The sequence below is a fragment of the Martinezella lusitana genome, from assembly GCF_900094565.1.
In the GTDB taxonomy this organism is placed as follows: domain Bacteria; phylum Pseudomonadota; class Alphaproteobacteria; order Rhizobiales; family Rhizobiaceae; genus Rhizobium; species Rhizobium lusitanum.
Window position 1 is genome coordinate 139,906 of the sequence record NZ_FMAF01000006.1, and the last position, 24,166, is coordinate 164,071.

At 60.2% G+C, this 24,166-nt stretch carries 25 protein-coding genes; 10 read left to right on the forward strand and 15 right to left on the reverse strand.

Annotated elements, in window-relative coordinates:
* Positions 1-24 precede the first annotated feature (24 nt).
* The 3 genes from GA0061101_RS15750 to GA0061101_RS15760 are packed head-to-tail and all read right to left on the reverse strand — an operon-like array spanning position 25 to position 3,736.
* Positions 25-1,056 (reverse strand): ABC transporter ATP-binding protein, encoded by a 1,032-nt coding sequence (locus GA0061101_RS15750; protein ID WP_092574094.1) that lies wholly within the window; start codon positions 1,054-1,056, stop codon positions 25-27.
* Positions 1,044-2,738: an ABC transporter permease gene (locus tag GA0061101_RS15755; RefSeq protein ID WP_092574096.1), complete on the reverse strand. Its 1,695-nt coding sequence runs from the start codon at positions 2,736-2,738 to the stop codon at positions 1,044-1,046. The genes GA0061101_RS15750 and GA0061101_RS15755 overlap by 13 nt, the downstream gene beginning before the upstream one ends.
* Before the next feature lie 17 nt (positions 2,739-2,755).
* A complete protein-coding gene (locus GA0061101_RS15760; protein ID WP_092574098.1) occupies positions 2,756-3,736 on the reverse strand; it encodes an ABC transporter substrate-binding protein in 981 nt (326 codons plus the stop codon).
* A gap of 172 nt (positions 3,737-3,908) precedes the next feature.
* Between GA0061101_RS15760 and GA0061101_RS15765 the strand changes: the two genes are divergently transcribed.
* The gene (locus GA0061101_RS15765) at positions 3,909-4,967 is read left to right on the forward strand and encodes an aldo/keto reductase (protein WP_047639848.1); all 1,059 of its coding nucleotides are present in this window, start codon (positions 3,909-3,911) and stop codon (positions 4,965-4,967) included.
* A gap of 159 nt (positions 4,968-5,126) precedes the next feature.
* Here the strand turns inward: GA0061101_RS15765 and GA0061101_RS15770 are convergent, their stop codons facing one another.
* A complete protein-coding gene (locus tag GA0061101_RS15770; protein ID WP_037202637.1) occupies positions 5,127-6,356 on the reverse strand; it encodes an aminotransferase-like domain-containing protein in 1,230 nt (409 codons plus the stop codon).
* 158 nt (positions 6,357-6,514) lie between these two features.
* Here GA0061101_RS15770 and GA0061101_RS15775 point away from each other — a divergent pair, with 158 nt between their 5' ends.
* The gene (locus GA0061101_RS15775; RefSeq protein WP_037202639.1) at positions 6,515-7,102 is read left to right on the forward strand and encodes a class I SAM-dependent methyltransferase; all 588 of its coding nucleotides are present in this window, start codon (positions 6,515-6,517) and stop codon (positions 7,100-7,102) included.
* A 103-nt stretch (positions 7,103-7,205) separates the two neighbouring features.
* Here GA0061101_RS15775 and GA0061101_RS15780 read toward each other — a convergent pair whose 3' ends face one another.
* From GA0061101_RS15780 to GA0061101_RS15790, 3 genes are all read right to left on the reverse strand, one after another.
* Entirely contained in the window at positions 7,206-7,961 is a 756-nt protein-coding gene (locus GA0061101_RS15780) for a hypothetical protein (RefSeq protein ID WP_051964424.1), read from the reverse strand.
* 119 nt (positions 7,962-8,080) lie between these two features.
* Positions 8,081-9,100 carry a ketol-acid reductoisomerase gene (gene ilvC / locus GA0061101_RS15785; RefSeq protein WP_037202641.1) on the reverse strand — a complete coding sequence of 340 codons (1,020 nt, stop codon included), beginning with the start codon at positions 9,098-9,100 and terminating at the stop codon, positions 8,081-8,083.
* 43 nt (positions 9,101-9,143) lie between these two features.
* Entirely contained in the window at positions 9,144-9,794 is a 651-nt protein-coding gene (locus tag GA0061101_RS15790) for a TetR/AcrR family transcriptional regulator C-terminal domain-containing protein (protein WP_037202871.1), read from the reverse strand.
* A gap of 180 nt (positions 9,795-9,974) precedes the next feature.
* On the opposite strand from GA0061101_RS15790, the gene GA0061101_RS15795 reads away from it, so the two are divergent.
* The gene (locus GA0061101_RS15795) at positions 9,975-10,487 is read left to right on the forward strand and encodes a hypothetical protein (RefSeq protein ID WP_037202872.1); all 513 of its coding nucleotides are present in this window, start codon (positions 9,975-9,977) and stop codon (positions 10,485-10,487) included.
* A 2-nt stretch (positions 10,488-10,489) separates the two neighbouring features.
* Here GA0061101_RS15795 and GA0061101_RS15800 read toward each other — a convergent pair whose 3' ends face one another.
* Positions 10,490-11,401 (reverse strand): AraC family transcriptional regulator, encoded by a 912-nt coding sequence (locus GA0061101_RS15800; RefSeq protein WP_092574099.1) that lies wholly within the window; start codon positions 11,399-11,401, stop codon positions 10,490-10,492.
* Between the two features lie 200 nt (positions 11,402-11,601).
* On the opposite strand from GA0061101_RS15800, the gene GA0061101_RS15805 reads away from it, so the two are divergent.
* Positions 11,602-12,645 (forward strand): NAD(P)-dependent alcohol dehydrogenase, encoded by a 1,044-nt coding sequence (locus tag GA0061101_RS15805; RefSeq protein ID WP_037202644.1) that lies wholly within the window; start codon positions 11,602-11,604, stop codon positions 12,643-12,645.
* Positions 12,646-12,698: 53 nt separating this feature from the next.
* Here GA0061101_RS15805 and GA0061101_RS15810 read toward each other — a convergent pair whose 3' ends face one another.
* From GA0061101_RS15810 to GA0061101_RS15820, 3 genes are all read right to left on the reverse strand, one after another.
* The gene (locus tag GA0061101_RS15810) at positions 12,699-13,961 is read right to left on the reverse strand and encodes an NAD(P)/FAD-dependent oxidoreductase (protein ID WP_037202645.1); all 1,263 of its coding nucleotides are present in this window, start codon (positions 13,959-13,961) and stop codon (positions 12,699-12,701) included.
* Between the two features lie 106 nt (positions 13,962-14,067).
* Complete coding sequence (locus tag GA0061101_RS15815; RefSeq protein WP_047557983.1) at positions 14,068-14,628, reverse strand: PH domain-containing protein; 561 nt, start codon at positions 14,626-14,628, stop codon at positions 14,068-14,070.
* Positions 14,629-14,744: 116 nt separating this feature from the next.
* Positions 14,745-15,209 carry an Lrp/AsnC family transcriptional regulator gene (locus GA0061101_RS15820; RefSeq protein WP_047557986.1) on the reverse strand — a complete coding sequence of 155 codons (465 nt, stop codon included), beginning with the start codon at positions 15,207-15,209 and terminating at the stop codon, positions 14,745-14,747.
* Positions 15,210-15,369: 160 nt separating this feature from the next.
* Between GA0061101_RS15820 and GA0061101_RS15825 the strand changes: the two genes are divergently transcribed.
* The 4 genes from GA0061101_RS15825 (at position 15,370) to GA0061101_RS15840 (ending at position 19,193) form a co-directional block, all read left to right on the forward strand.
* Positions 15,370-16,089: an aspartate/glutamate racemase family protein gene (locus GA0061101_RS15825; protein WP_092574101.1), complete on the forward strand. Its 720-nt coding sequence runs from the start codon at positions 15,370-15,372 to the stop codon at positions 16,087-16,089.
* A 74-nt stretch (positions 16,090-16,163) separates the two neighbouring features.
* A complete protein-coding gene (locus GA0061101_RS15830) occupies positions 16,164-17,093 on the forward strand; it encodes a bifunctional helix-turn-helix transcriptional regulator/GNAT family N-acetyltransferase (protein ID WP_092574102.1) in 930 nt (309 codons plus the stop codon).
* Between the two features lie 208 nt (positions 17,094-17,301).
* A complete protein-coding gene (locus GA0061101_RS15835) occupies positions 17,302-17,919 on the forward strand; it encodes a TetR/AcrR family transcriptional regulator (protein WP_092574104.1) in 618 nt (205 codons plus the stop codon).
* 59 nt (positions 17,920-17,978) lie between these two features.
* A complete protein-coding gene (locus GA0061101_RS15840; RefSeq protein ID WP_092574106.1) occupies positions 17,979-19,193 on the forward strand; it encodes an MFS transporter in 1,215 nt (404 codons plus the stop codon).
* On the opposite strand, the gene GA0061101_RS15845 is transcribed toward GA0061101_RS15840, so the two are convergent.
* Both GA0061101_RS15845 and GA0061101_RS15850 read right to left on the reverse strand, forming a co-directional pair.
* Complete coding sequence (locus GA0061101_RS15845; RefSeq protein WP_092574108.1) at positions 19,194-20,441, reverse strand: FAD-dependent oxidoreductase; 1,248 nt, start codon at positions 20,439-20,441, stop codon at positions 19,194-19,196.
* Positions 20,442-20,449: 8 nt separating this feature from the next.
* Positions 20,450-20,866 carry a winged helix-turn-helix transcriptional regulator gene (locus tag GA0061101_RS15850; RefSeq protein ID WP_037202654.1) on the reverse strand — a complete coding sequence of 139 codons (417 nt, stop codon included), beginning with the start codon at positions 20,864-20,866 and terminating at the stop codon, positions 20,450-20,452.
* Between the two features lie 138 nt (positions 20,867-21,004).
* On the opposite strand from GA0061101_RS15850, the gene GA0061101_RS15855 reads away from it, so the two are divergent.
* Complete coding sequence (locus GA0061101_RS15855) at positions 21,005-21,892, forward strand: SDR family oxidoreductase (protein WP_047639858.1); 888 nt, start codon at positions 21,005-21,007, stop codon at positions 21,890-21,892.
* Between the two features lie 306 nt (positions 21,893-22,198).
* Here the strand turns inward: GA0061101_RS15855 and GA0061101_RS15860 are convergent, their stop codons facing one another.
* Positions 22,199-22,783: a glutathione S-transferase N-terminal domain-containing protein gene (locus GA0061101_RS15860; RefSeq protein ID WP_092574109.1), complete on the reverse strand. Its 585-nt coding sequence runs from the start codon at positions 22,781-22,783 to the stop codon at positions 22,199-22,201.
* Between the two features lie 125 nt (positions 22,784-22,908).
* Between GA0061101_RS15860 and GA0061101_RS15865 the strand changes: the two genes are divergently transcribed.
* Entirely contained in the window at positions 22,909-23,277 is a 369-nt protein-coding gene (locus tag GA0061101_RS15865) for a winged helix-turn-helix transcriptional regulator (RefSeq protein ID WP_037202657.1), read from the forward strand.
* Between the two features lie 33 nt (positions 23,278-23,310).
* On the opposite strand, the gene GA0061101_RS15870 is transcribed toward GA0061101_RS15865, so the two are convergent.
* Positions 23,311-24,063, reverse strand: coding sequence for a pyridoxine 5'-phosphate synthase (locus GA0061101_RS15870; RefSeq protein WP_037202658.1), 753 nt, complete (start codon positions 24,061-24,063; stop codon positions 23,311-23,313).
* Positions 24,064-24,166: the final 103 nt, after the last annotated feature.

Consider the following 24,166-nt stretch of genomic DNA (forward strand, 5'->3'; position numbering starts at 1 on the left):
ACCATCTTGTCTCCCGCCGCACAATCAGAGCCTCCAGGCCGAGCGGATGGCGACGGGATAGACGTCACCCGCCTTTACCACCTCGCGGCTATAGGCCCTGAGCATCTGCCCGTCCGGCAACGAGAGCCGTATCGCGTAACGCTCGCCCTCATAGAGAACCGAAACGACCCGACAGGAAATGCCCTGCGCGTCGGCGATCACATCCTCCGGCCGCACAAGGATATCGGCATGCTCAGAGGCGCCCTCCTGTTCGTTCCAGATCTTCTTCAAGGCGGACCAATCGATGAGACGGGGCCGACCATCGGGCAGGATCAGCGACAGGATGGCGCCCTGCCCGACCAGGCTGCCGACCATCCGCCCTTCGGGCCGGGCATAGATCTCCGCCGGAGGTGCCACCTGCAACAGCCGCCCCTCTGACATGACGGCGACATCGGTCGCCAGCGCCATGGCTTCGCTCTGATCATGCGTCACGTAGATCATCGTGGCACCCGAGCGCTGATGAAATTCACGGAACGTCTCCTCCATCTCTTTCTTGAGATGACGGTCGAGATTGGCAAGCGGCTCATCGAGCAGCACGACGTCAGGCGATGTCACCAGGCAGCGCGCAAGCGCCACGCGCTGGCGCTGGCCGCCGGAGAGATCGGCGGGCCGGCGCTCGGCATAGTCGGCCAAACGCACCGTGGCCAGCGCTTCACGCACCTTCTCGCGGTAACGTTCGCCGGAAATGCCACGTACCTTCAGCGGATAGCCGACATTGTCTGCGACGTTCATATGTGGCCAGAGCGCGTAGGACTGAAACACCATCGCCATGTTGCGCCGCTCCGGCGGCAACATGTTCGCCGCATCCGCCAGCAATCGCTCGCCGAGATGGATGGAACCATCCGTCGGCTGTTCGAAGCCGGCTATCATTCTGAGCACGGTCGTCTTGCCGCAGCCGGAGGGGCCTAGCAGCGCCAGGAAACCGCCCTCGCGCACGTCGAGCGACAGTGCATTGACGGCAGCGCCGCCGCCCGTGCCGAAATCCTTGCAGAGGTGGTTGAGGATCAGCTTCGCCACGGCACCACTCCTTTCGGCAGGCGCTTGGCCATGACTTCGAGCAGCACCATCATGATCACTACCATGGCAATGACGATGACGGACATGGCAGAGGCAAGATCCGCGCTGCCGCCATCGTCGAGATTGTAGATGACGACGCCGAGCGTCTGCGTGCCCGCCGACCAGAGCAGCGCCGAAACTGTCAGCTCGTTGCAGGCAATGAGGAAAACCAGGATCACGGACGCGCCCGCCGCCGGCGCGATCAGTGGCACGATGATATCCGCAAGGCGGCGGAAGAAGCCGGCGCCCGAAAGACGCGCCGCCTCTTCCAGCGCCGGATCGAGCTGCAGGAAAGCACTCATGACCGGCTTCAAGCTGACGGCGAAGTAGGCGGAGAAATAGGCCAGCAGAATGATCCAGATCGTGCCGTAGAGCGTGACGTTGAGGATCGGCAGGGGTGCTGCAAACACCAGGATGAAGCAGACGGCGATGATGATGCCGGGGAGTGCATAGGGTATCTCGATCAGGCAGCCGACGATGCGGCTCAGCATGTCCTTGCGCCGCGTCAGCGCATAGGCGGCAAGAATTGTCACCAGCAGGAGACCGAGCGCCGTCGTCGCGGCGAGAAACAGGGAATTGGAAAAGGCCGTGCGTGTCACCGTCTGCCGAAACAGGATTTCCACGAAGGCGTTCAGCGACGCCGTCTTGAACGTCAGCGGCACGCCATAGGCCGACACCAACGCGCCTGCAACCAGCGCCAGAAAAGGCGCCACGAGCATAACGAACAGGATCGCCCAGAGCACCGGCACGGCAACATAACGCCAGCGGCCGAGCGAAAAGGCAGCGGACGCGCCGGAAAGGCCGATGACACGATAGTCCCGCCCTTTCAACGCCTTGGCCTGCACCGCAAGTCCCGCAACGGCGATGACGGCGATCATAGTCGAAAGCACGGCGATATCGCCGAAAGTCCGTGGGCCGAAATTGGAGAATTTGGTGAAGATCAGGGTAGAGAGCGTATAGATCGAGGCGGGAATACCAAGGATCGCCGGAATGCCGAAATTGCCGATCGAGGAGACGAAGGCGATTGCCGCACCGGCAATGACGCCGGGCAGCGACAGAGGCAGGATGATATCCCTGAAGACGCGCAGGCCCGAGGCTCCCGAAAGCCTTGCCGCCTCGACACCGTCGCGTGGGAGTGCCATCAATCCGGCCCTGAGCGCCAGATAGACCAGCGGCGCATGCTGCACGCCGTAGAGAAGCGCGATGCCGCCGATGGAATAGAGCGGCTGCGGCGAGCCGAGCGGCGGCGCGATATGCAGCGCCTTCAGCAGCGGGCTCGACGGACCGGACATCTGCACCCAGGCAAGCGCCGTCACCTGCGGCGGGATCATCATCGGCAGTACGAAGAGGAAGCCGAGCGCGCCCCTGCCCGGCATGTCGGTCAATGTCAGCAGGAATGCGAAGAGGCAGCCGAGAGCCACGGAAATGATCGTGCCCAGCACGGCCGTTTCGATAGTGTACCGAGTGGAGCGCCACAGCGCGGGATCGGTGATGAGCTCATAGGTGCCGCCGCGCAGCAGCGCCTCGATGCCAACCATCGCCAGCCGCGCCAGCGGCAGAACGCTAAGCAGCAGCACGACGGCAACAACAAAAGGAAACAGCCAGGCCGGCTGGCTGTTTCCCTTACGCACATATCCGTACATCTAAAATCCGGGCCGGATCACTTCGACTTGAAGTAGGTGGAGAAGGTCTTCAGATCCTGATCCGTATTCTTGAGAGCAGCGGCGGCATTCAACGGCAAAAGCTTGATGCTGTCACGTGCCGGAAAACCTTCCGGTAGCGGCGTGCCGCTACGGGCCGGAATATAGCCGAGCTTCAGGAAGCCTTCCTGGCCCTTTTCGGACAGGACGTAATCGACGAACTTCTTGGCGGCGTCGGCATGCTGCGTGCTGGCGAGGATGCCGACCGGCTCCGTCACGGCCGAAACGCCTTCGGTCGGGAAAACGAATTCTAGCGGCGCGCCCTTGGCCTTTTCGCGGATCGGCATGTAGTCGACGATCATGCCATAGGCCTTCTCGCCAGAGGCGACCGCCTTGAGCACTGCGCCGTTGCCGCCCGAAGCGATAGCGCCGTTGTCGGCAAGATTCTTGTAATAGTCCCAGCCCAGGCTGCCGACGCCGGCGAGCGTCTGTGCGTGAATGAGAGCGGCACCCGAAGCAAGCGGGCTCGGCATGGCGACAAGACCTTTCGCTTCCGGCTTGACCAGATCCTGCCAACTGGCCGGCTTCATCGAAGCGGCTGTGTTGTAGACGATGCCTGTGGTGATCAGCTTGGTGGAATAATAGTAGCCATCGGCATCGTAGAGCGACGCGTCGTAGTTCGCGGCTTCCGGCGACTTGTAGGCCAGCAGCTTGCCAGCTTCCTTCAGGCGCTCCAGCGTCACCGTGTCGGCAATCAGGAGAACATCGGCAGCGGGAGCGCCGGCCTGCATTTCCGCCTGCAACTTGGCGATGATCTGCGGCGTGCCGTCACGAACCCAATCGACCTTGATGCCCGGATTGGCAGCCATGAAACCATCGACGGTCGCCTGCGCGTCGGCGTTCGGCTGGCTGGTATAGAGGACGAGGTCGGCGGCGGTGGCGGCGCCGGAGAAAAGAGCGACGGCCAGCAGGCCGGCGAAGGCGGAAACAAAGGTCTTCATAAGACGTCCTCGGCTAGGTTGTAGGAAGGTTCCTTAGACGTGCGGCTTAACATGATTGTGACAGTTGAATTTGAAGAAGATGCGTTTCATATGATGATTAAACCTTGACCGTCGGCGCCTCACGCTATTTCTTGGCACTCGAATTTCAGATGGGATCCGGGAGGACATATCCATGGAATATCGCCTGCTTGGCCGCTCCGGCCTCAAAGTTTCCACCATCACCATGGGCACGATGACCTTCGGCGGGGTCGGCTGGGCAAAGACCGTCGGCGATCTCGGCGTCAAGGATGCAAAGAAGCTCGTGGACATGTGCGTCGATGCCGGCGTCAACCTGCTGGACACGGCCGATGTCTACTCGCAGGGCGCCTCGGAGGAAATCCTCGGCGAGATCATCGGCGGCCCGCGCAAGGACGGCGTGCTCATCGCCACCAAGGCCCGCTTTCCGATGGGGCCTGGTGTCAACGATGTCGGCTCTTCCCGCCAGCATCTGATCCAGGCTTGCGAGGCAAGCTTGAAGCGCATGAAGACCGATGTCATCGACCTTTACCAGCTGCATGAATGGGACGGTCAGACGCCGCTGGAAGAGACGATGGAAGCGCTCGATACCTTGGTTCGCCAGGGCAAGATCCGCTACATCGGCTGCTCGAACTTTTCCGGCTGGCACATCATGAAGGCGCTTGGCGTCAGCGAGCGTGACAAGCGCGAACGTTTCGTCAGCCAGCAGATCCACTATACGTTGGAGGCTCGCGACGCCGAAAACGAGCTGGTTCCGATCAGCATCGACCAAGGCCTTGGCATCCTCGTCTGGAGCCCGATCGCCGGCGGGCTGCTGTCGGGCAAGCATCGCCGCAACCAGGCAACGCCTGAAGGCACGCGCCAGTTCGCCGGCTGGACGGAACCGCCGATCCGCGATGAGAACCGCCTGTGGAATATCGTCGATACGCTGGTGGAGATTGCCGATGGCCGCGGCGTCTCGGCCGCACAGGTAGCGCTCGCCTGGCTGATCGGTCGCAAGGGCGTGACCTCGGTCATCATCGGCGGCCGCACGAAAGCCCAGTTCCAGGACAATCTCGCCAGCGCCGAACTGAAGCTAACCGATGAAGAACGCAAGCGTCTTGATGATGTCAGCCTGCCGCCGCTGATGTATCCCTATTGGCATCAGCGCAACACCGCCAGCGACCGTCTGAGCGAGGCCGACCTTTCGCTGATCGACCCACATCTGGCGAAGTAAGAAGCTGCGTCTCCCCCTCGGGGAGAAGGTGCCCAAAGGGCGGATGAGGAGGTGGCGCGGCACATTCAGTGTCCACCATAACGGTGCGATGCCCCCTCAACCGACGCCACTTCGACAAGCTCCGGAGCCCATCCTTCTCCCCATCGGGGAGAAGGTAAATCAGGCGGCCAATGCCCCGATCTCGCCTGATATCAACTTGCCGAGCCGCGAAATGCCCTCTTCGATCATCTCGTCATTGGCGCAGGAGAAGCTGACGCGGAATGTATTCGCACCAGTGCCGTCGGCGAAGAAGGCCTGACCGGGAACGAAGGCAACCTTCGCGGTTTCGAGCGATCTTGCCAGCAGCTTGGCGCCATCCATGCCCTTCGGCAGGGTGACCCACACGAACATGCCGCCCTGCGGCTTCGTCCAGCTCGTACCTTCAGGCATATACTTCGCAAGCGCCGCCAGCATGCAGTCGCGACGGTGGCTATAGGTCTTGCGGACCTTGGCAACCTGCGCATCAAAACCGCGTTCGGCGACCTGATGGATGGCGATCTGGTTGATCGTCGAGGAATGCAGGTCCGCCGCCTGCTTCATCAGCACCAGCTTGCGGATGACGGGCGCATTGGCAACGACGAAACCGACGCGAAGACCCGGCGCCAAGGTCTTGGAAAAGCTGCCGCAATAGATCGTCCGCGTGTCGTTGATATTCCCCTTGCGCGCGATCTCCAGCGCCAGGATCGGCGGGATCGCCTCACCATCGTAGCGCAGCGATTGATAGGCGGCGTCTTCGATGATGGCGATATCGAGCTCGTCGGCGAGGTCGATGAGTTTCTCGCGGGCAACCAGATCGACCGTTTCACCGGTCGGATTGGCAAAATCAGCCGAGAGATAGGCGAATTTGACCCTGCCTCCGGCCTTCGTGGCAGCGGCGCTATAGGAATCCGGCGTCCGGTTGCCGTTCGGCGTCAGCTGGTCATAGGTCGGCTCGTAAGCATTGAAGGCCTGCAGCGCGCCGAGATAGGTCGGCGCTGTCACAAGCGCCGTATCCTTCGGCGACAGGAAGAGCTTACCGAGATAATCGAGCCCCTGCTGCGAGCCGGAGACGATGAAGACGTTATCGAGTTCGCAGGGAACGCCGAGCGCCTTCATCTGGCCAACCAGCCACTCGCGCAGTGGTTTGTAGCCTTCGCTGACCGAATATTGCAGGGCGGCATTGACGGTCGGGCCGGAAAAAATATCGGCATAGGCCTGCTTGAATTCTTGATCCGGAAACAGCGCAGGGTCGGGAATCCCACCGGCAAACGAGATGATATCCGGCCGCTCCAGCAGCTTCAGCAATTCGCGGATTTCGGAGGCGCGCATACGGCTCGAGCGGGTCGCAAAGATATTTTCCCAATTCAACATGGGGCTTCCTCGTAATTTTTGGTCTTTCCGGCACAAGATCACGCAACAAAAGATAAGTCAACAATACTGACCTAATTTGTTTTCATTGCCTCTCAGAATCGCAATCTTTCCTGATAGGAATGAGCTTCTGAACCCGAGTAACAGAGTCAAAAGAGATCATGAGCACGGATCCGACATCATCGTTTTACGCCGACAACGCCGCCCTCTATGCCGCGCGTAAACGCAATCTTCCGACAAGCCGACTCGACGCGTTTCTTGCCGCCCTTCCGGCCGGAGCGTCTATCCTTGAGCTGGGATGCGGAGCCGGTCAGGATGCGGCCTACATGCTATCGCGTGGCTTCGACATCACGCCGACAGACGGTTCGGCAGAACTCGCCAATGAGGCTGAAAAGCTAATCGGCAGACCTGTCCGGATCATGCGGTTCGAGACCCTGGACGCCAGTGCCGCTTTTGACGGTATATGGGCGGAGGCCAGCCTCCTTCATGTACCGCGATCAGACCTCCCAAATATCTTCGATCGGATTCTGCGTGCTTTGAGGGACGGCGGCATCTTCCATAGCAGCTTCAAGGCCGGCGCTGCTGAGGGGCATGACACGCTCGGCCGCTACTATAATTATCCTTCGGCCGAATGGCTGGGGGCTCTTCTGAATGAAGGCGGATGGAGAGATGTAGCGATAACCGAAGCCGATGGAGGTGGCTTCGACGGCAAGCCGACGAAATGGCTCTATGTTAGCGTACGGAAATAGAAATCGGTCTGAACTTAGTTGTTGCTCTCATCGCCCCAAGCGGCTTGGAGTTGGCTCTGTTGACCCAAGCAAAACTTGCCCTGCCGGCTACTCCAAACCTGCGTTAACGGCAGGGCATCGCACGCAAAAGGGCCAAAGCAGCCTCAATGGAATCGATGCGCCACATATCTCTATCGGCTACATTGTCGACAACCGCCACTATGGCAGCTTGCAATCCATCGCCGCAAAGCCAATCGGCGATCGTCCGCCTTGTCGCCAAATCAAGATCTTCCCAAAAAGAGCGACCATATGGCAGCCCGTCCGACCGACTGATGACGTCAGCGAGTTGAAGGGCAGAATTCGGTGTCAGATTGGACAGCCATGACTTCAGAACAGAATCAATATCCTTTTCGAGACGAATTACGCAGGCGAACCAATTCGTCGCATCGAACTCGTCTGGATGCTGCAATCGTGCCCAGTGCCACGACGCGCGATAAACGTTCTCGATCGCAGAACGCTCTGACACTGGCCATCTACGCCAGTTAGCATATTCCAGCTTCGACAAGATTATCAGCGGATCAAAGCCTGGCTCACTCGGGGTCAAAAAAGCGTGCTGCAGAATGCGCGGCAGATAATGTCTGTATTCCTTGACTCCCCCAACGGTGGTCATGGCGCTCGTGGCGTAGCCACTCAGAGCGTTCCCACTTAAGTTCGCTAAAGGTGCAGAACGCAATTCGAGCAAAATCTTCTCCGCGTCAAGCAATGGCGACGCATCCAGAATTTCAGGAGATGGATATTCAGCAAATGCTGCATAGGCTGCCTGCCAATATCCATGGAGCTTGGTCGCCGCTCGAGCCAAATTGGTTTCATCGGAGTTCATATACAACCCTATAGCGAATTCGCGAATAGCTCGCCAGCCCGGATTAGGTCGCAGAAAATGAAAGGCCGAGGAAGTTTCCCTCCTCGGCCCCGCTTTCAATGCTTCATCGTACGGAAAGCTTAGTTGACGCTCTTGTCGACCAGCTTGTTCTTGCCGATCCAGGGCATCATGCCGCGCAGCTTGGCGCCGACTTCCTCGATCTGGTGGCTGTCGTTGTTGCGGCGGATGCCCTTGAAGCGGGCAGCACCCGAACGGTATTCCTGCATCCACTCGGAGGTGAACTTGCCGGTCTGGATGTCCTTCAGGACGCGCTTCATCTCAGCCTTGGTCTCTTCAGTGATGATGCGCGGGCCAGTGACGTATTCGCCCCATTCGGCCGTGTTCGAGATCGAATAGTTCATGTTGGCGATGCCGCCTTCATAGATCAGGTCGACGATCAGCTTCACTTCGTGCAGGCACTCGAAATAGGCCATTTCCGGAGCGTAACCGGCTTCGACCAGCGTTTCGAAACCAGCGCGAATGAGTTCGACGAGACCGCCGCAAAGAACGACCTGTTCGCCGAAGAGGTCGGTTTCGCACTCTTCGCGGAAGTTGGTTTCGATGATGCCCGAACGGCCACCGCCGACGCCGCAAGCGTAGGAGAGAGCGAGTTCAAGCGCATTGCCGGAAGCATTCTGGTGAACGGCAACGAGGCAGGGAACGCCGCCGCCCTTCTGGTATTCGCCGCGAACCGTGTGGCCCGGGCCCTTCGGCGCGATCATGACGACGTCGACCGAAGCCTTCGGCTCGATGAGGCCGAAATGGACATTGAGGCCGTGAGCGAAAGCGATTGCAGCGCCGTCGCGGATGTTCGGAGCGATGTCGGCCTTGTAGATGTCGGCCTGCAGCTCGTCCGGGGTCGCCATCATCATCAGGTCGGCCCATGCGGCAGCTTCGGCAACGGTCATGACCTTGAAGCCATCGGCTTCAGCCTTCTTGATGGTCGGCGAACCGGCCTTCAGCGCAATCACAAGGTTCTGGGCGCCGCTGTCCTTGAGGTTCAGCGCATGAGCGCGGCCCTGGGAACCGTAGCCGATGACGGCGACCTTCTTCGACTTGATGAGGTTGAGATCGGCATCACGATCGTAATAGACGCGCATTGTTTGTCCTTCCCTTTGCTTGTCTGGGTATAATTTCGATGTCTCAGACGGTCGCCGCTGCTTCCGCCAAAACCTTTTCCGTGCCGTAAAGCTTGAGGAAGGCTGTAACAGCCCTCTCCGCCTGACGGCTGGAATCCTTCAAACCGGGCTCGCCGAGCAGCATGCGGACATGCAGATCGGAAACGATGAGCCCGTAAAGCGTGTGATATGCCTCGTCGGCATCGGTGAAACGGAGCAGCCCTGCCCGCTTGCCAGCGTCGATCAAGCCGCTGGCGCGGCGGTCGATCTGCCGGCGGCCGCGCTCCAGCAAAAGCTTGCCGAGCTTCGAGCCATCGCGGTTAGACTGGCCGATCGCCAGGCGGTTCAGCGCCAGCGAGACGTCGCCCGCCAGAACTTCCAGCAGATCGCGGGCGAAGACAACGAGATGATCATGCAGGCTCGACACCGTCAGCCGCTCGCCATTGCGCTCGAAGGTGCGCACCTTGCTCGCCTGATAGGCGATCATCGCCGACAGCAGACCGTCACGGTCGCCGAACCATTTATAGAGACTTTCCTTCGAGCAATTGGCGGCGCGTGCGACGCCCGAGGTCGTCAGCGCCTTTTCGCCGCCGTCGACGAGCAGACGCAGCGCCTGCTCCAGAACGGCGTTCTGGCGCGGCGAAAACTCGCTCGACTGTCCTACTTCGCTCAGCACGATGGCCACTCCCAAATGCGTACCGTACGGTACGGTTCGTGCCGCGTTATGCAGCACGCCGAAGCGGTCGTCAAGCGGAATTCGTTGCTGCACTGCGCCAAAAATCGGAGCGCGCTTGTCATGGCCGGCGCGTGGTGGATAGAGCTTGCCGGCACATCCGTTTCCTTTCGAGATCCTTTGATGAAAGCCGCGTTCAACCTTCATTACGAGACGTCACCTCCCCGCTTCCCGGCTGGCAGCGGCACGGGCGGGAGCAAACAGCGGGCACCTACCCGCATTGTAGGGATCTGCCTTGTGCTCGGCCTGTTTCCCCTTCCCCTGTTTCCCCTTACAGTGTCGGCACATGCAACGACAAAGCCGCTTACCGGACCCGACGGACATTATTGCGGCAAGCTTCTATCTAGTGGGTTGCTGGTGGATGTCGAGACTTCGCTACAGGCCGACCCAAAGGGCCACATATCGGGGACCTATCGCTTCGATGATGACGGCAATACAACGGCCGGCACCTTGTCGGAAATCGGGACAGCGCACGGCACCGCGCGAACGCTGCGTTGGTCCGACAAATATGGAATGGGTTCGCTGACGATCCGGTTCGATGCCGGCTACGGTCGTTTCGAGGGCCTGTGGGGACCTCAGGATGCCGTTCCCAGCTACACTTGGAACGGCGGCAATTGTGGCGCACCCATCAGCTAGGCCTATTCGGCCGCCACAGCATTATTGCGCATGGCCTCGACATCCTTGAGCGGCGGCAGGCCGTAAAGGCGGCTGTACTCGCGGCTGAATTGCGAGGGGCTCTGATAACCGACGCGATGGCCGGCCGAGCCGACGTCGAGCTGCTCGACGATCATCAGGCGACGCGCTTCGTGCAAGCGAAGCTGCTTCTGATACTGCATCGGCGACATGGCGGTGACAGCCTTGAAATGATGGTGCAGTGAGGAAACGCTCATGCCGACACGCTCAGCCAGTTCCTCGATGCGCAACGGCTGCTCGAAATTGCCGCGAAGCCAGGCAACGGCACGCGCCACCCGGTTGCTCTGGCTTTCCGCCATCGCGACCTGCAGCAGCCGGGGACCGTTCGGCCCGGTTAGCAGGCGATAAAGGATCTCCTGCTCGATCAATGGCGCCATGGCCGAAATATCCTCGGGCTGATCGAGCAATCTGAGCAGCCGCAACGAGGCATCGAGCAATTCTGGCGACGCCGCATTGACCGCAAGCCCACGCAAGGGCTCCGCCGTCACCGCTTGGCGTGGAACGTTGACGCGCGACAAAAGCTCCTTCAGGCGCTCACCGTCCAGCGCCATGCTGAAACAGAGATACGGCGTGTCACTGCGGACATTGGTTACCTGGCTCGATACGGGCAGGTCGAGGGCAGTCAAAATATACTCGCCGACACCGTAATGGTACGTATCAGTGCCAACAGTCAAAGTCTTCCGCCCCTGGACCACAATGGCGTAGCAAGGCCGATAAGCCCCATGCTGCCATACTGTCGCAGCCGACTGCCGGTATAGGTTGAGACCATCTATCGGCGTGCGGTATTCTCCGTCCTCCGTGGCGAAACGGGCAATGATGGATGCGAGTTCCTGATTGGGATTGAAGGGAAGTGTCATGCGCAACCAACTGTTTTTCGAGGAGCTGTTGAGGCTTATCTAGGGAACCTACCCCGAGTGCGAAAGGGTAGCCGCGCATTTAGATTCGCAGGATCGTACATAAAGCTTGCAGGATCGCTCTAACGCTCCGGTCCGCTCCCGATGCATAGTGCGCCATCCCAATTCCACTCCCACCCCATCCGAAAACAAGGAAGTCTCCCATGCCTATCGCAAAGGGTTATGCTGCCACCGACGCGTCGAAGCCGCTCACGCCGTTCACCTTCGAACGCCGCGAGCCGAACGACGACGATGTCGCGATCTCCGTCAAATATTGTGGTGTCTGCCATTCCGACATCCACCAGGCCCGCAATGAATGGGGCTTCTCCAAGTACCCGATGGTGCCGGGCCACGAAGTTGCCGGCATCGTGACTGCCGTCGGCTCCAAGGTGACGAAATTCAAAGTCGGCGACCGCGTCGGCGTCGGCTGCTTCGTCGATTCCTGCACGACCTGCGCCACGCGCGACCTGGATTACGAACACTACATGCCTGGCCTCGTCCAGACCTATAACGACGTCGAAGCCGACGGCAAGACGCCGACTTTCGGCGGCTATTCCGACTCGATCGTCGTCAAGGAAGGCTATGTCCTCTCCTTCCCGGAGAATATCCCGCTCGACGCCGGTGCGCCACTCCTCTGCGCCGGCATCACGCTTTACTCGCCGCTGCGTCATTGGAAGGCAGGTCCGGGCAAGAAGGTCGCGATCGTCGGCATGGGCGGCCTCGGTCACATGGGGGTCAAGCTGGCGCATGCCATGGGCGCTGACGTGACGGTTCTGAGCCAAACGCTGTCGAAGAAGGAAGACGGCCTCAAGCTCGGCGCTGACCACTACTACGCCACCAGCGATGCCGAAACCTTTACCAAACTTGCAGGCAGCTTCGACCTTATCCTCAATACGGTCGGCACCGCCATCGACTGGAATGCCTACCTGAATCTCCTGAAATACGACGGCAGCATGGTGCTGCTAGGCGTTCCGGAACATGCCGTCCCGGTCCATGCCTTCTCGCTGATCCCTGGCCGTCGCAGCCTTTCCGGCTCAATGATCGGCTCGATCAAGGAAACCCAGGAAATGCTCGATTTCTGCGGCAAGCACAACATTGTCTCGGAGATCGAGGTGATCAATATCGATCAGGTCAATGAAGCCTATGAGCGCGTCCTGAAGAGCGACGTCCGCTATCGCTTCGTCATCGACATCGCATCGTTGGCCTAAGCGTCACGGCGCAACGGCTTATAAGAAAGGGCAGCCACTGTGGCTGCCCTTTTTCATTCCTCGCGCATGGTTTCCTTCTGCGTGATCAGCCGGGCGCTGTGCTGCCGGCTGATATAGATCCACAGCCAGCTCCAGGCGACCGCGATGCGCCAGCGGGTGCCGATCAGGAAATAGATGTGGGCAAGGCCCCAGACCCACCAGGCGAGCCATCCCCTGAGCTTGATCCAGCCGAAATCGATGATCGCGGCACTCTTGCCGATCGTTGCAAGGCTGCCCTGATGCCGATAGCGAAACGGCCCGGGTGCCGGCTTGCCCGCCAGCTTCGCCTTGATGACCTTGGCGACATAATCTCCCTGCTGCTTGGCGGCCGGAGCGATCCCCGGCACCGGACTGCCATCCTCGCGCAGGACGGATGCGGTATCGCCGATGACAAAGATATCTTCCTTGCCCGGCGCCCGCAGCTCCTTGTCAACAACGGCGCGACCGGCACGGTCGGCCGGGATATCCAGCCATTTCGCCGCCGGCGACGCTTCGACACCCGCCGCCCAGACGATTGTGCGGCATGGCACGAAGCTATCGCCGATCGTCACCCCTTCCGCACTGCAGGAGGTGACAGGTTTGCCGAAGCGGATGTCGACGCCGAGCGCCTCCAGCGCCTTGAGAGCATAGGCGGACAGGTCTTCGGCGAAGGCCGCCAGCACCCGCGGCCCGGCTTCCACCAGGATGATCCTTGCCTTGCTGGTGTCGATGTTGCGGAATTCCTTCGGCAGCGTCGTCCTTGCCAGTTCCGAGATGATGCCGGCCAGCTCGACCCCCGTGGGACCCGCGCCGACGATGGTGAAGGTCAGGAGCGCGTCGCGCACCGCCGGGTCGCTCTCCAGTTCCGCCTGCTCGAAGGCCAGCAGGACGCGGCGGCGAATGGTCGTCGCATCCTCCAGCGTTTTCAGGCCGGGCGCCACCGGCTCCCATTCGTCATGGCCGAAATAGGCGTGGGTCGCCCCCGTCGCCAGCACCAGCGTATCGTAGGCAATGGTCTGGCCGCCCTTCAGCAGCACCTGATGCGCCTCGCTGTCGACGCCGACGACCTCAGCCAGCAACGTCGTCACCTCGGGCCGATCCCTGAAGAAGCTGCGGATCGGCCAGGCGATTTCGGAGGTGGCAAGCAAGGTGGTCGCGACCTGATAGAGAAGCGGCTGAAACAGATGGTGGTTGCGCCGATCGATCAGCGTGATGCGGACAGGCGCACCCTTCAGATCATTGGCGAGTTGCAAACCGCCAAAACCGCCCCCGACGATGACAACGTGATAATCCTGCATGGCGACCCCTCATGTCTGCGGTTCATCGAAAACGTAGAGTTGCGAAGGATGAGCGGCAATCATCTTTTATGCATGGCACCCCTGCGGCCGCCAGCTGTGATACAAATTAAGATGGTTTCGTCGACTGTGCTTGTTGGATGAGATTGAATGTTTCACGCGCCTCGGTGATACCAAGAAATTGAGGAGCATTTGAAAGCGCGGGAGTCCAGGCGCTTATGCCGTTGCGGCGGCCATAGCCAACTTGGGCATCGCTTCCAAAGCTGATTGTCCCCGTGCCATCGCCTCTCTGATCCAAATCAAGAGCCGGCAACCTCTGCAACGGCAAGGTCAGAAGCTTGGAAAACCAGCCTTCGCGCAAGATTATTATGCGCTGATCGCTGACCGCATACTGTGTCCTGGCGCGAACAAACGCATCCAGCGCAAAACGGCCGATGATGAGGTACAGGCCAATTAATATAAACGGCACGCCCCATAATCTAAAAAAGAGCGGAGCATTGGCCTGGCGCATGGCCATACTTTCCCAGAAGACTGCAAAACCGCCCCATATGAGCGAAAACGGCACTTGCAGCATGTCTTTCTTGCTAAACATGAGGCCTTGTTTCGGCCGGCCTAGCCACAACAACTTTTCACCGGGCAGAAAGTAGTTTTGAATATCTGCATTGCTCATTGCGAATTGCCTCCACGGCGATAACCACGCATGTGATTGTACAACCCAAAAGCACTTGCTCCCCATGACACCTTTAACAAGGTGATATGCAAAATCAGCACGTGATTGTGGCGAACTTACTGCGCATAGCCGACGGGAACGGAAGCACCGCTTTTCAGCTCTTCCATCGAGATTGACGCCGAAACATCGAACAGCTCGACCCTGCGCACAAGCTGCTTGTAGACGACGTCGTAGTGCTCGACACGGGGCAGAACGATCTTCAGAATGTAGTCGTAGTTGCCGGTCAGCCGATGCGCCTCGACGATCTCGGGAATGTCGCCGATCGCCTTGCGGAACGTCTCTATCCATTCGTCGGCGTGATGCGCTGTTTTGATCATCGCATAGACCGTCGTCGGTACGCCCATCTTCTCGCGGTCGAGCACGACGATGCGCCTGGCGATGTGGCCGCTCTCCTCCAGCCGCTGGATGCGACGCGAACAGGCGGAGACTGATAGAGCCACGCGATCGGCAAGTTCCGTCACCGATATGCCGGCATCTGCCTGCAAAAATTCGAGAATCTTTCGGTCGCGCTCATCAAGCATGTGCAGAAATCCTTATCATCACGCCGTCATTTTGCACAAAACATGAAATATGCGCAAATCATTGCAGATTCAATTGCAGGCATCACAAAGTTTGCAAACACAAGGCGCATGAATTGCGGCACCATTCCTCCATTCACAGACAAGAGCGGAGAACAGTAATATGCGCACCATAGGCCTGATCGGCGGCATGAGTTTCGAGAGTTCGGCGGTCTATTATCGCCAGATCAACGAAATGGTTCGCGACCGGCTGGGTGGCCTCTCCTCCGCCGAACTGCTGATGTACTCGGTCAATTTCGAAGAGATCGTGGCCTTGCAGAAGGCCGGGCGCTGGGGTGATGCCGCCGCCCGCCTCGGCGATGCCGCACATCGCCTGCAGACAGCCGGCGCCGAATGCGTGCTCATCTGCACCAACACCATGCACCTGATCGCGCCGGAAGTTGCCGCCCGCATTTCCGTGCCGCTCATCCACATTATAGACGAAACCGCTGCCACGCTGAAGGCTGCGGGTCGCGTCAAGCCGCTGCTGCTCGCCACGCGCTACACCATGGAGCACGGTTTCTATGCCGAACGCATGGCTGAGAATGGCGTCTCCATCATGGTGCCCGGCCCCGAAGACCGCACGGTGACCCACGACATTATCTTCAACGAACTCTGCGCCGGCATCATCAAGGACGAATCGCGCCGGAAGCTGCATGACATCATCGAGCGTGCCAAGGCCGAGGGCGCCGACAGCGTCATTCTCGGCTGCACCGAGATCTGCCTCATCCTCGATCCCAATGCGCTGATCCTGCCCGGCTTCGACACGACGACCATCCATGCTGAAGCTGCCGTCGATTTTGCTCTTGCGGAGGAAGGCGCCCGCAGTAGCCGCGCCGCATAGGTGAAAACCAATTTACTTGACTCAGTCCAATAGATGATGGACATCGTCTCTTATATCTAAGGAGACGATGTTCCATGACTGTTGCTGCAGAATTCGCGACCATAGATGCCGTCCGCGACTTCAATCGCTTTTACACGAACTTTCTCGGCGTGCTGAACAAGGCCTATCTCGATAGCCCCTATACGCTGACGGACGCGCGCGTCCTGTTCGAAGTCGGCTCTCGCGGTGGCGTCGCCGCTTCGACACTGACGCGCGAGCTACATCTCGATCCCGCCTATCTCAGCCGCATCGTAAAGCGCTTTCGCGAGGACGGGCTCATCGAGACGGAGCCCGACCCGAGCGATGCGCGCAGCCAGATCATGAATGTCACCGATAAGGGGCAGGCTCAGTTCGAGGAGTTCGTCCGCCGCTCCCGCACGCAGATCGCGGGATATTTCGACAGGCTTGCCATCGGCGAGCCCGAGCGCATCGTCGAAGCGATGCGGACGATCCAGGATACGCTCGGCACGGACCAGGCCGCTGCGCCCCCTGCCATCATCCGCGCCCCGCGGCCCGGTGACATCGGCTGGATCGTCCAAAGTCAGGCGCGGTTCTATACCGAGGAATTCGGCTGGGATCATCGGTTCGAGGCATTGGTCGCCGACGTCGCGGGCAAGTTCCTGTCCAACTTCAATCCGGCAAAGGACCGGTGCTGGATCGCCGAACGGAGCGGCCTGAATGTCGGCTCCGCCATGGTCGCCGACGGCGGCAATGGTGTCGCCAAGCTCCGGCTGCTCTACGTCGACAAGGCGGCGCGCGGCCTCGGCCTCGGCAAGCTTCTGGTCGACGAATGCATCCGCTTCTCGCGCGATGCCGGCTATGACAAACTTTCGCTGTGGACCAACGACATCCTCGATATCGCTCGCGGCATCTATGTCAAAGCCGGATTCAGGCTCGTCGCAGAGGAAAGGCATCGTATGTTCGGCCCGGAATTGAACGGCCAGACATGGGAGCTCGACCTGTAACCGGCCCATGACCACCAACGCGTCACAAGCAGATTCGTGTACGCAGACGGGCGCTACGAGAACGCGATCCGTATGGCGCTCATATACCAGTAACGGCAACGCAACCGGCGGTCACCTTTCCGACTGACGATAGTCGCCGTCAGGGATAATCTTGCTGCAACGCAAAAATCCGCTTGATTTGGAAACGATCATTTCCTAAAAGAGTCGCATGACAACGGACACCATCGATATCGCGCCCAGACTTCGCGGCCGCCCCAGGGAATTCGATATGAACGCAGCGCTCGACGAAGCACTGCGGGTCTTTTCGGAGCGCGGCTATTATGCCGCCTCGATCAGCGAATTGACTGAGGCCATGGGGCTGACCGCAGGCAGCGTCTACAAGGCTTTCGGCGACAAACGCGGCGTCTTCCTAGCCGCTTTCGATCGCTATCGTCATGTGCGCCAGCAACTGATCGACGAGTCTTTGGCGAGCGCCACAAACGGCTATGAGAAGCTGCGCGCATTGGTGACATTCTTCGCTGAAGCCTCGTGCGGCGAGGTCGGCCGAAGAGGCTGCCTCGTCGTCGGCAGCGCGACAGAACTCGCGCTCTTCGACCAGGAGGTCGCCGGCCGCGTCGGCGTCGCTTTCGATTTTGACGAGCGGCGTATCCTCGATCTGATCCACCTCGGACAAGCGGATGGTTCCATACCACAGCATGTCGATGCCGAGGGCGCCGCCTGCGCGATGCTCTGCCTCACGAAAGGCATGCGCGTAGTCGGAAAGACCGGCCGTAAGCATGAAACAATGCTCGCGGTTGCCGAGGTCACCATGAAACTGCTGGATTGATTTTTCGCTAGAATTTCGGGGAGCCCACTCTCCTGCCCGCCCCATCAAGGAATAGAGCCATGACTGCAAGTGCCGCCGCCAGGACCGAGAGCATGCCGCTCCCTGAGAAGACCATTTCGCCGCTGATGACCTTCATGTTCGCCGCCGCCTGCGGACTGGTGGCTGCCAATCTTTATTACGGTCAGCCGCTGGCCGGTCCCATCAGCCAGTCGCTCGGCTTCTCTCCGGCGGCAACCGGCCTGATCGTGACCCTGACCCAGATCGGCTATGGTCTCGGCCTGCTACTGATCGTGCCGCTCGGCGATCTTTTGGAGAACCGTAAGCTGGTACTGACGCTGGTAGCGCTTGCGGCGATTGCACTTGTCGGCGCCGCCCTCGCCTGGTCGCCGTCGCTGTTCCTGCTCGCCTCGCTCTGTATCGGCCTTGCATCTGTCGCCGTGCAGGTCCTGGTGCCCTTCGCAGCCCATATGGCGCCGGATGCCAGCCGCGGCGCGGTCGTCGGGAACGTCATGAGCGGCCTGCTCTGCGGCATCATGCTGGCCCGCCCGGCGGCAAGCTTCCTGTCAGAACTCCTTTCGTGGCACGCCGTCTATATCATCTCGGCCGCCATCATGATCGGTCTCGCCGTCATACTGCGCGTCGTGCTGCCGACCCGGGTACCGCATACGAGGCTGCATTACGGTCAGCTGCTCTCCTCCATGGGTCACCTCGCCCTGCATACGCCGGTGCTGCAGCGGCGCGCGCTCTATCAGGCCTGCATGTTCGGCGCCTTCAGCCTGTTCTGGACGACGACGCCGCTCTTGCTGGCAAGCCCCGCTTTCGGCCTGACGCAGAACGGCATTGCCCTCTTCGCGCTCGCCGGCGCGGCTGGCGCAGTCGCCTCGCCGATTGCCGGCCGGGTCGCCGATCGCGGCTGGACAAAACTTGCCACCGCCTTCGCCATGGCGCTCGCCATCGTCGCCTTTTTTATCGGCCATGTCTCAGGCAGCGGTTCGCTGCTGGCACTGATCACGCTGACGCTCTCCGGCATCATGCTCGATTTCGGCGTGCAGACCAATCTTGTCCTCGGCCAACGCGCCATCTACGCGCTGAGCGCCGAACATCGCAGCCGGCTGAATGGCCTTTATATGGCAACCTTCTTTGGCGGCGGCGCCATCGGTTCGGCGCTCGGCGGCTGGGCCTATGCCGCCGGTGGCTGGAACCTCGCCTCGTGGTTCGGCATCGCCTTCCCGGTGATTGCGCTCCTCGCCTTCCTGACCGAGCGGGAAAAGTGATCAGGACGGCTGAGGAGCGGAAGCCCGCAGCCAGTCGCATTCGCTGAGGCCGGCGGCCGCAAAGGGATCGACCAAGGTGCCGGAAACGATCGCCGCGAGGATCTGCGGCGCCGGGGGCACCTTGGCGATGGTCGCCACCAGCCGATCCCGGATCCAGGCCAAAGCGGCCGAATCCGACTGATAAAATGGCGTGAATGCCAGCGACAGCAGCTGAAACAGCCGCACATGCATCCGTCGCGCTCCGGCATAGGCGGAAAGTGCTGTTTCTATCGTGTCATGGCTCGCAAGCGCATGCGCCAGCGCCGCCACATCAAGCAGCGCCATGTTGGCGCCCTGCCCGAGTTGCGGGCTGGTGGAATGCGCTGCATCGCCGACGAAGACCGTTCGCCCGCTATAGGGTACTTTCACGGTGCGGTGCGCATAGCGCGCCAGCGTCAACTGCTCCCAATCCGTCACCTGCTCCAACAACGGCTCGCATTCAGGCCAGTAACCACGGATAGTCTGCTTCCAGCGATCGAGCCCGCGCCTGCGAACTTCGTCGACATCGGCGACCTTCAAGCTCCAGAACAAAGCCGCCTGCTTCGGCATATCCGGTTTTCTGCTGCCGATCGGCAGAACCCCGATCATCACGCTCGCCTTGTCGTAACGCTGCGTCAGCGCCGCCTGATCCACGAGCCCATCCGGACAATCGAGCGTCGCCCAGAAGGCGCCATAGACAAGATTGCGCGCCCGCGGCGCCCGCGGCAAAGCCGCTGCTAGCTCTGACCGCGCGCCGCTGGCATCGATGACAAGATCGTATGGTCCGAGACGCTCTCCACCCTCGACAGAGAGATAGCTGCGATCACCCTCTTCCATCACGCCTACGATCTTCTGTCCCGTGAAGATCGGGTGTCTCCGAGCGGAGACTTCATCGTAAAGCGTATCGAAAAGAGCCGCCCGATGGACGCCAAGCCCATAGCGCCCGCTCGGCAGCGCGTTATAGCGCACGTCGAGGACGGTGCGGCCACGGGTGGTTTCCGTGCCGAACAAGCGGTCGATGCGGTTGCCGGTTGCGTGGATGGCCGGGCCGAGCCCGAGTGTTTCAAGCACGGTCAATCCGGTCGGCTGCAGCATCAGCGCCGAGCCGACCGGCGCCGGGCTGTCGAAGCGTTCGATGATGTCGGTAATATGACCGGCGCGCGTGAGAAAGAGAGACGCGGCAAGGCCGGCAGGCCCGGCGCCAACAATGGCGATCTTCAAAGGCTTCACTGCGAGGCTCAGTCCGGCGATTGATCGAAACGGGCGCGCGCTGCGCGCACGGACTCGTGATTGGCCTCTGCCCAGTTCAAAAGCTGTGCCAACGGCTGATACAGCGAATGGCCGAGATCGGTCATGCTGTATTCGACGCTCGGCGGCTTTGTCGGGAAAACCTCGCGGTCGATATAGCCGTCGCGCTGAAGGTCGCGTAGCGTCTGCGTCAACATACGCTGGGAAATATCGGGCACCAGACGGCGTAACTCGCCGAAGCGGTAAGGCCGCTTTGCCAACGTTTCCAGCAACAGCACCGACCACTTGCCGCCGATTTGCGATATCAAATCGCGCACAGGACAATTGCTGAAATCGAGATTGCTGAGGTCGACGTCGCGCAGCGGCGGATCTATGCTGCGCAGATTGACGACGGTGCTGGCGCTCATGCCGGTTCCCTTTTCGTAACTTGGAGCCGAAAAACTGCCTCCTTTACATCTAGAAGTCAATTCCTATTCTAGTGCTAGTCTCTTTTTGAGAGCAACCCAGACCCTTGCAATGCGCGGCGGTCAAACAAGGATAAAGACATGAGCAGCACTCTTCTCGTCACCGGTGCCGCAGGCCAGCTCGGCCAGCGCGTCATTCATCACCTGCTGGAGACATATAAGGTAGCCCCCGGCCGCATCATCGCCGCCACACGCAGCCCGGAGAAGCTTGCCGATCTCGCCGCCAAGGGCGTCATCACCCGCAAGGCCGATTTCGACGATGCCGCCACGCTGCCCGCCGCCTTTGCCGGCGTCGACCGCCTGCTGATCATCAGCACCGACGCACTCGCCGTTCCCGGTCTGCGCCTGAAGCAGCACACGGCTGCCGTCGAAGCTGCAAAGAAGGCTGGTGTGAAACACATCCTTTATACCTCCATGCCGGCTCCGGAAAACTCGCTTGTCTCCTTCGCACCCGACCATCTCGGCACGGAAAATGCCATCAAGGCGAGCGGTATCGGCTACACGATCCTGCGCGACGCCTGGTATTTCGACAACTATATGATGGGCTTGCCGCATAGTCTTGCCGTCGGCAAGTGGTACACAGCGACCGGCGGCGGCCGTACCAGCAACATCAGCCGCAACGATTGCGCGCTCGCTATCGCCGCAGCACTTGCCTCCGACACCACCGACAACGCGACCTATACGCTGACGGGCTCCACATCCCTGACGATCGAAGATGTCGCAAGCGTCGTCAGCAAGATCACCGGCCGTCCTCTGGAAGTCGTACAGGTCAACGACGAGCAGTTCGCCGCAGGCCTGACCGGCGCCGGCCTGCCGAAATTCGTGGTCGACATGCTCGTTTCCGCCGACGCCAACGCCCGCGCCGGCAAATTCGACATCCTCACTAACGACTTCAACAAGCTGACCGGCAAGGAGCCGCAGACGCTGCGCAGCTTCTTTGAGGAACACAAGGCCGCATTGCTCGGTTGATTTATTGGAGCGGCCAGGCAAGACTTTCTTTGCCGCAGCCTCAAGCATAGCCCCTCACCCAGCCCTCTCCCCGCAAGCGGGGCGAGGGAGTTTTCACGCTCTGGACGCAAATTCTAACCGCGTCGCGTCGGAGAACCTGTTCGGTATCATACAAGAAATACCACCAGCCGTTTCCCGGCGCTCCTGAAGACCATTTTGCGCCATTTGCGGCCCTTCGTTCACTGGCGCCCCTCCCAGCCAAACGCACCGCTGTTACGGGTACGCCCGGCAACGGGGCATGCGCGGCTCGCTCGGACTGTCGCCCGGTCAACTCAATCCCTCCTCTGCGAGCGCCTGGATCACGGAAGGCATCGCCTTCATGCGATCCAGGCAGTTCCGCAGATTTTTCGGCAGCTCGATGCCGCTTCTCGGCGCGGCCATCAGGACCCAGAAGAGATAGCAATCGGCGATCGTCATCTCGTTGCTCACCAGGAATGCCTTGTCGCCCATCTGATCGGCGAGAATGGCGAAGGTCTTCTTGAGCTTCTCGCGGGCGCGCTCCTTCTCCGGCTCTGGGAAATCCCTGAAGAATGGGTTGTAGCTTCCATGGATTTCGGAGGACATGAAGGCGAGCGCCTCGAAGGTCCGCCACCTGAGAATGCTATCGTCGGGCACGAGTTTGCCGCTCTGTTCCGCAATATAGGCGAGGATAATCTGGTTCTCCGTGAGGATCGTTCCGTCGTTCATCTCGAGGGTCGGGATATAGCCCTTCGGATTGATCGACAGAAAATCCCGGCCATCTTCCGTCCTTTTTTCGCGGTTGATGCTGAGGAGCTTGTAGGGAAGCCCGGCCTCGATGAGCGCTATGTGATCGGCCAGGCTACAGGCGGCGGGATAATAGAAGAGATTCATCGTGGTCTCCGTGGGTGACCCCATCTCAACATTTCCGGGTCGAAAATAAGGTCTACAATGTTGACCACAGCCATTTATGAGACCAAGAAGTAACCGTCAAAAGCATATTTTTAGGAGCAGGTCAGATGGATGTGACCGGCACGCCCGCAGGAGCTGACTGCAAGGGGGTAAGCGAGATCCTCAGCCGCGTCGGCGACAAGTGGACGATCCAGGTGGTCGTCACGCTTCGCGCGGGTTCACAGCGTTTCAATGCAATCAAGCGGCAGGTGGGCGGCATTTCGCAACAAATGCTGACGAGAACACTCAAGACACTCGAACGTGACGGCATGGTCGAACGCACCGTTCGCCATAGCACGCCGCCGCAGGTCGAATACACGCTGACACCGCTCGGACATTCCTTGTCGGAAACAGCGCGGCATCTCGCCGATTGGGCGGCAGCTCATCGAGGACAGATCGAAGACAACCGCCTTCATTACGACGCCCGCCAGCTTTGATGGATCCGCGATCCCGACGCTTGCAGCCGCTGATTAAACCGCTTGCCCGCAGGCCCGGCGGAAGCGCCGCACCGTTTCGGCCATGCCATATTCCAGCGCATCGGCGGTCAGCCCGTGGCCGATCGACGTTTCGGCAAGTTTCGGAATCCGCTTGAGGAGCGCAGGCAGGTTGGCAACCGTCAGATCGTGGCCGGCATTGACGTCAAGGCCATTGGCGAAGGCGGCATCAGCTGTTTTGCCGAGCGCTTCGAGAATGACGGCAGCGCGTTCCGGGGCGTCGTAGCAGCCGCCGTAGGGACCTGTGTAAAGCTCGATGCGATCGGCACCGACCTCCTTGGCAATTTTCACGGCGTCGGCATCGCCATCGCCATCGGCAAACAACGACACGCGGCAGCCGATCTTCTTGTACTTGGCAACGACGTCGATCAGCAGATCGCGGTTCTTGCGGAAATCCCAGCCGTGGTCCGAAGTCGCCTGCGAGGGATCATCAGGCACAAGCGTCACCTGCTCAGGCTCTGCTGAAGCACAGAGATCGAAGAATTCGTCGCTCGGATAGCCCTCGATGTTGAACTCCGCCTCCGGAAATTCGTCATCGATCAGCGCCCGGATCTCGGGCAGGTCGGAGAAGCGGACATGCCGCTGATCGGGCCGTGGATGCACCGTGAGGCCGCTGGCGCCGGCAGCAAGCGCGATACGACCGAGCCCCGTGACGCTCGGCCAGGGAAGGTCACGCCGGTTGCGCAGCATGGCTATGGCGTTGAGGTTCACGGAAAGCTTGGCAGGCATGATCGAAATCCCTGATTTTCGAAGAGGATAATACCGTCGTTTTATGCCATTGCGGACAGCAAGACCAACGAGATTCGAACATCGACCCATGCAAAAGATTGAT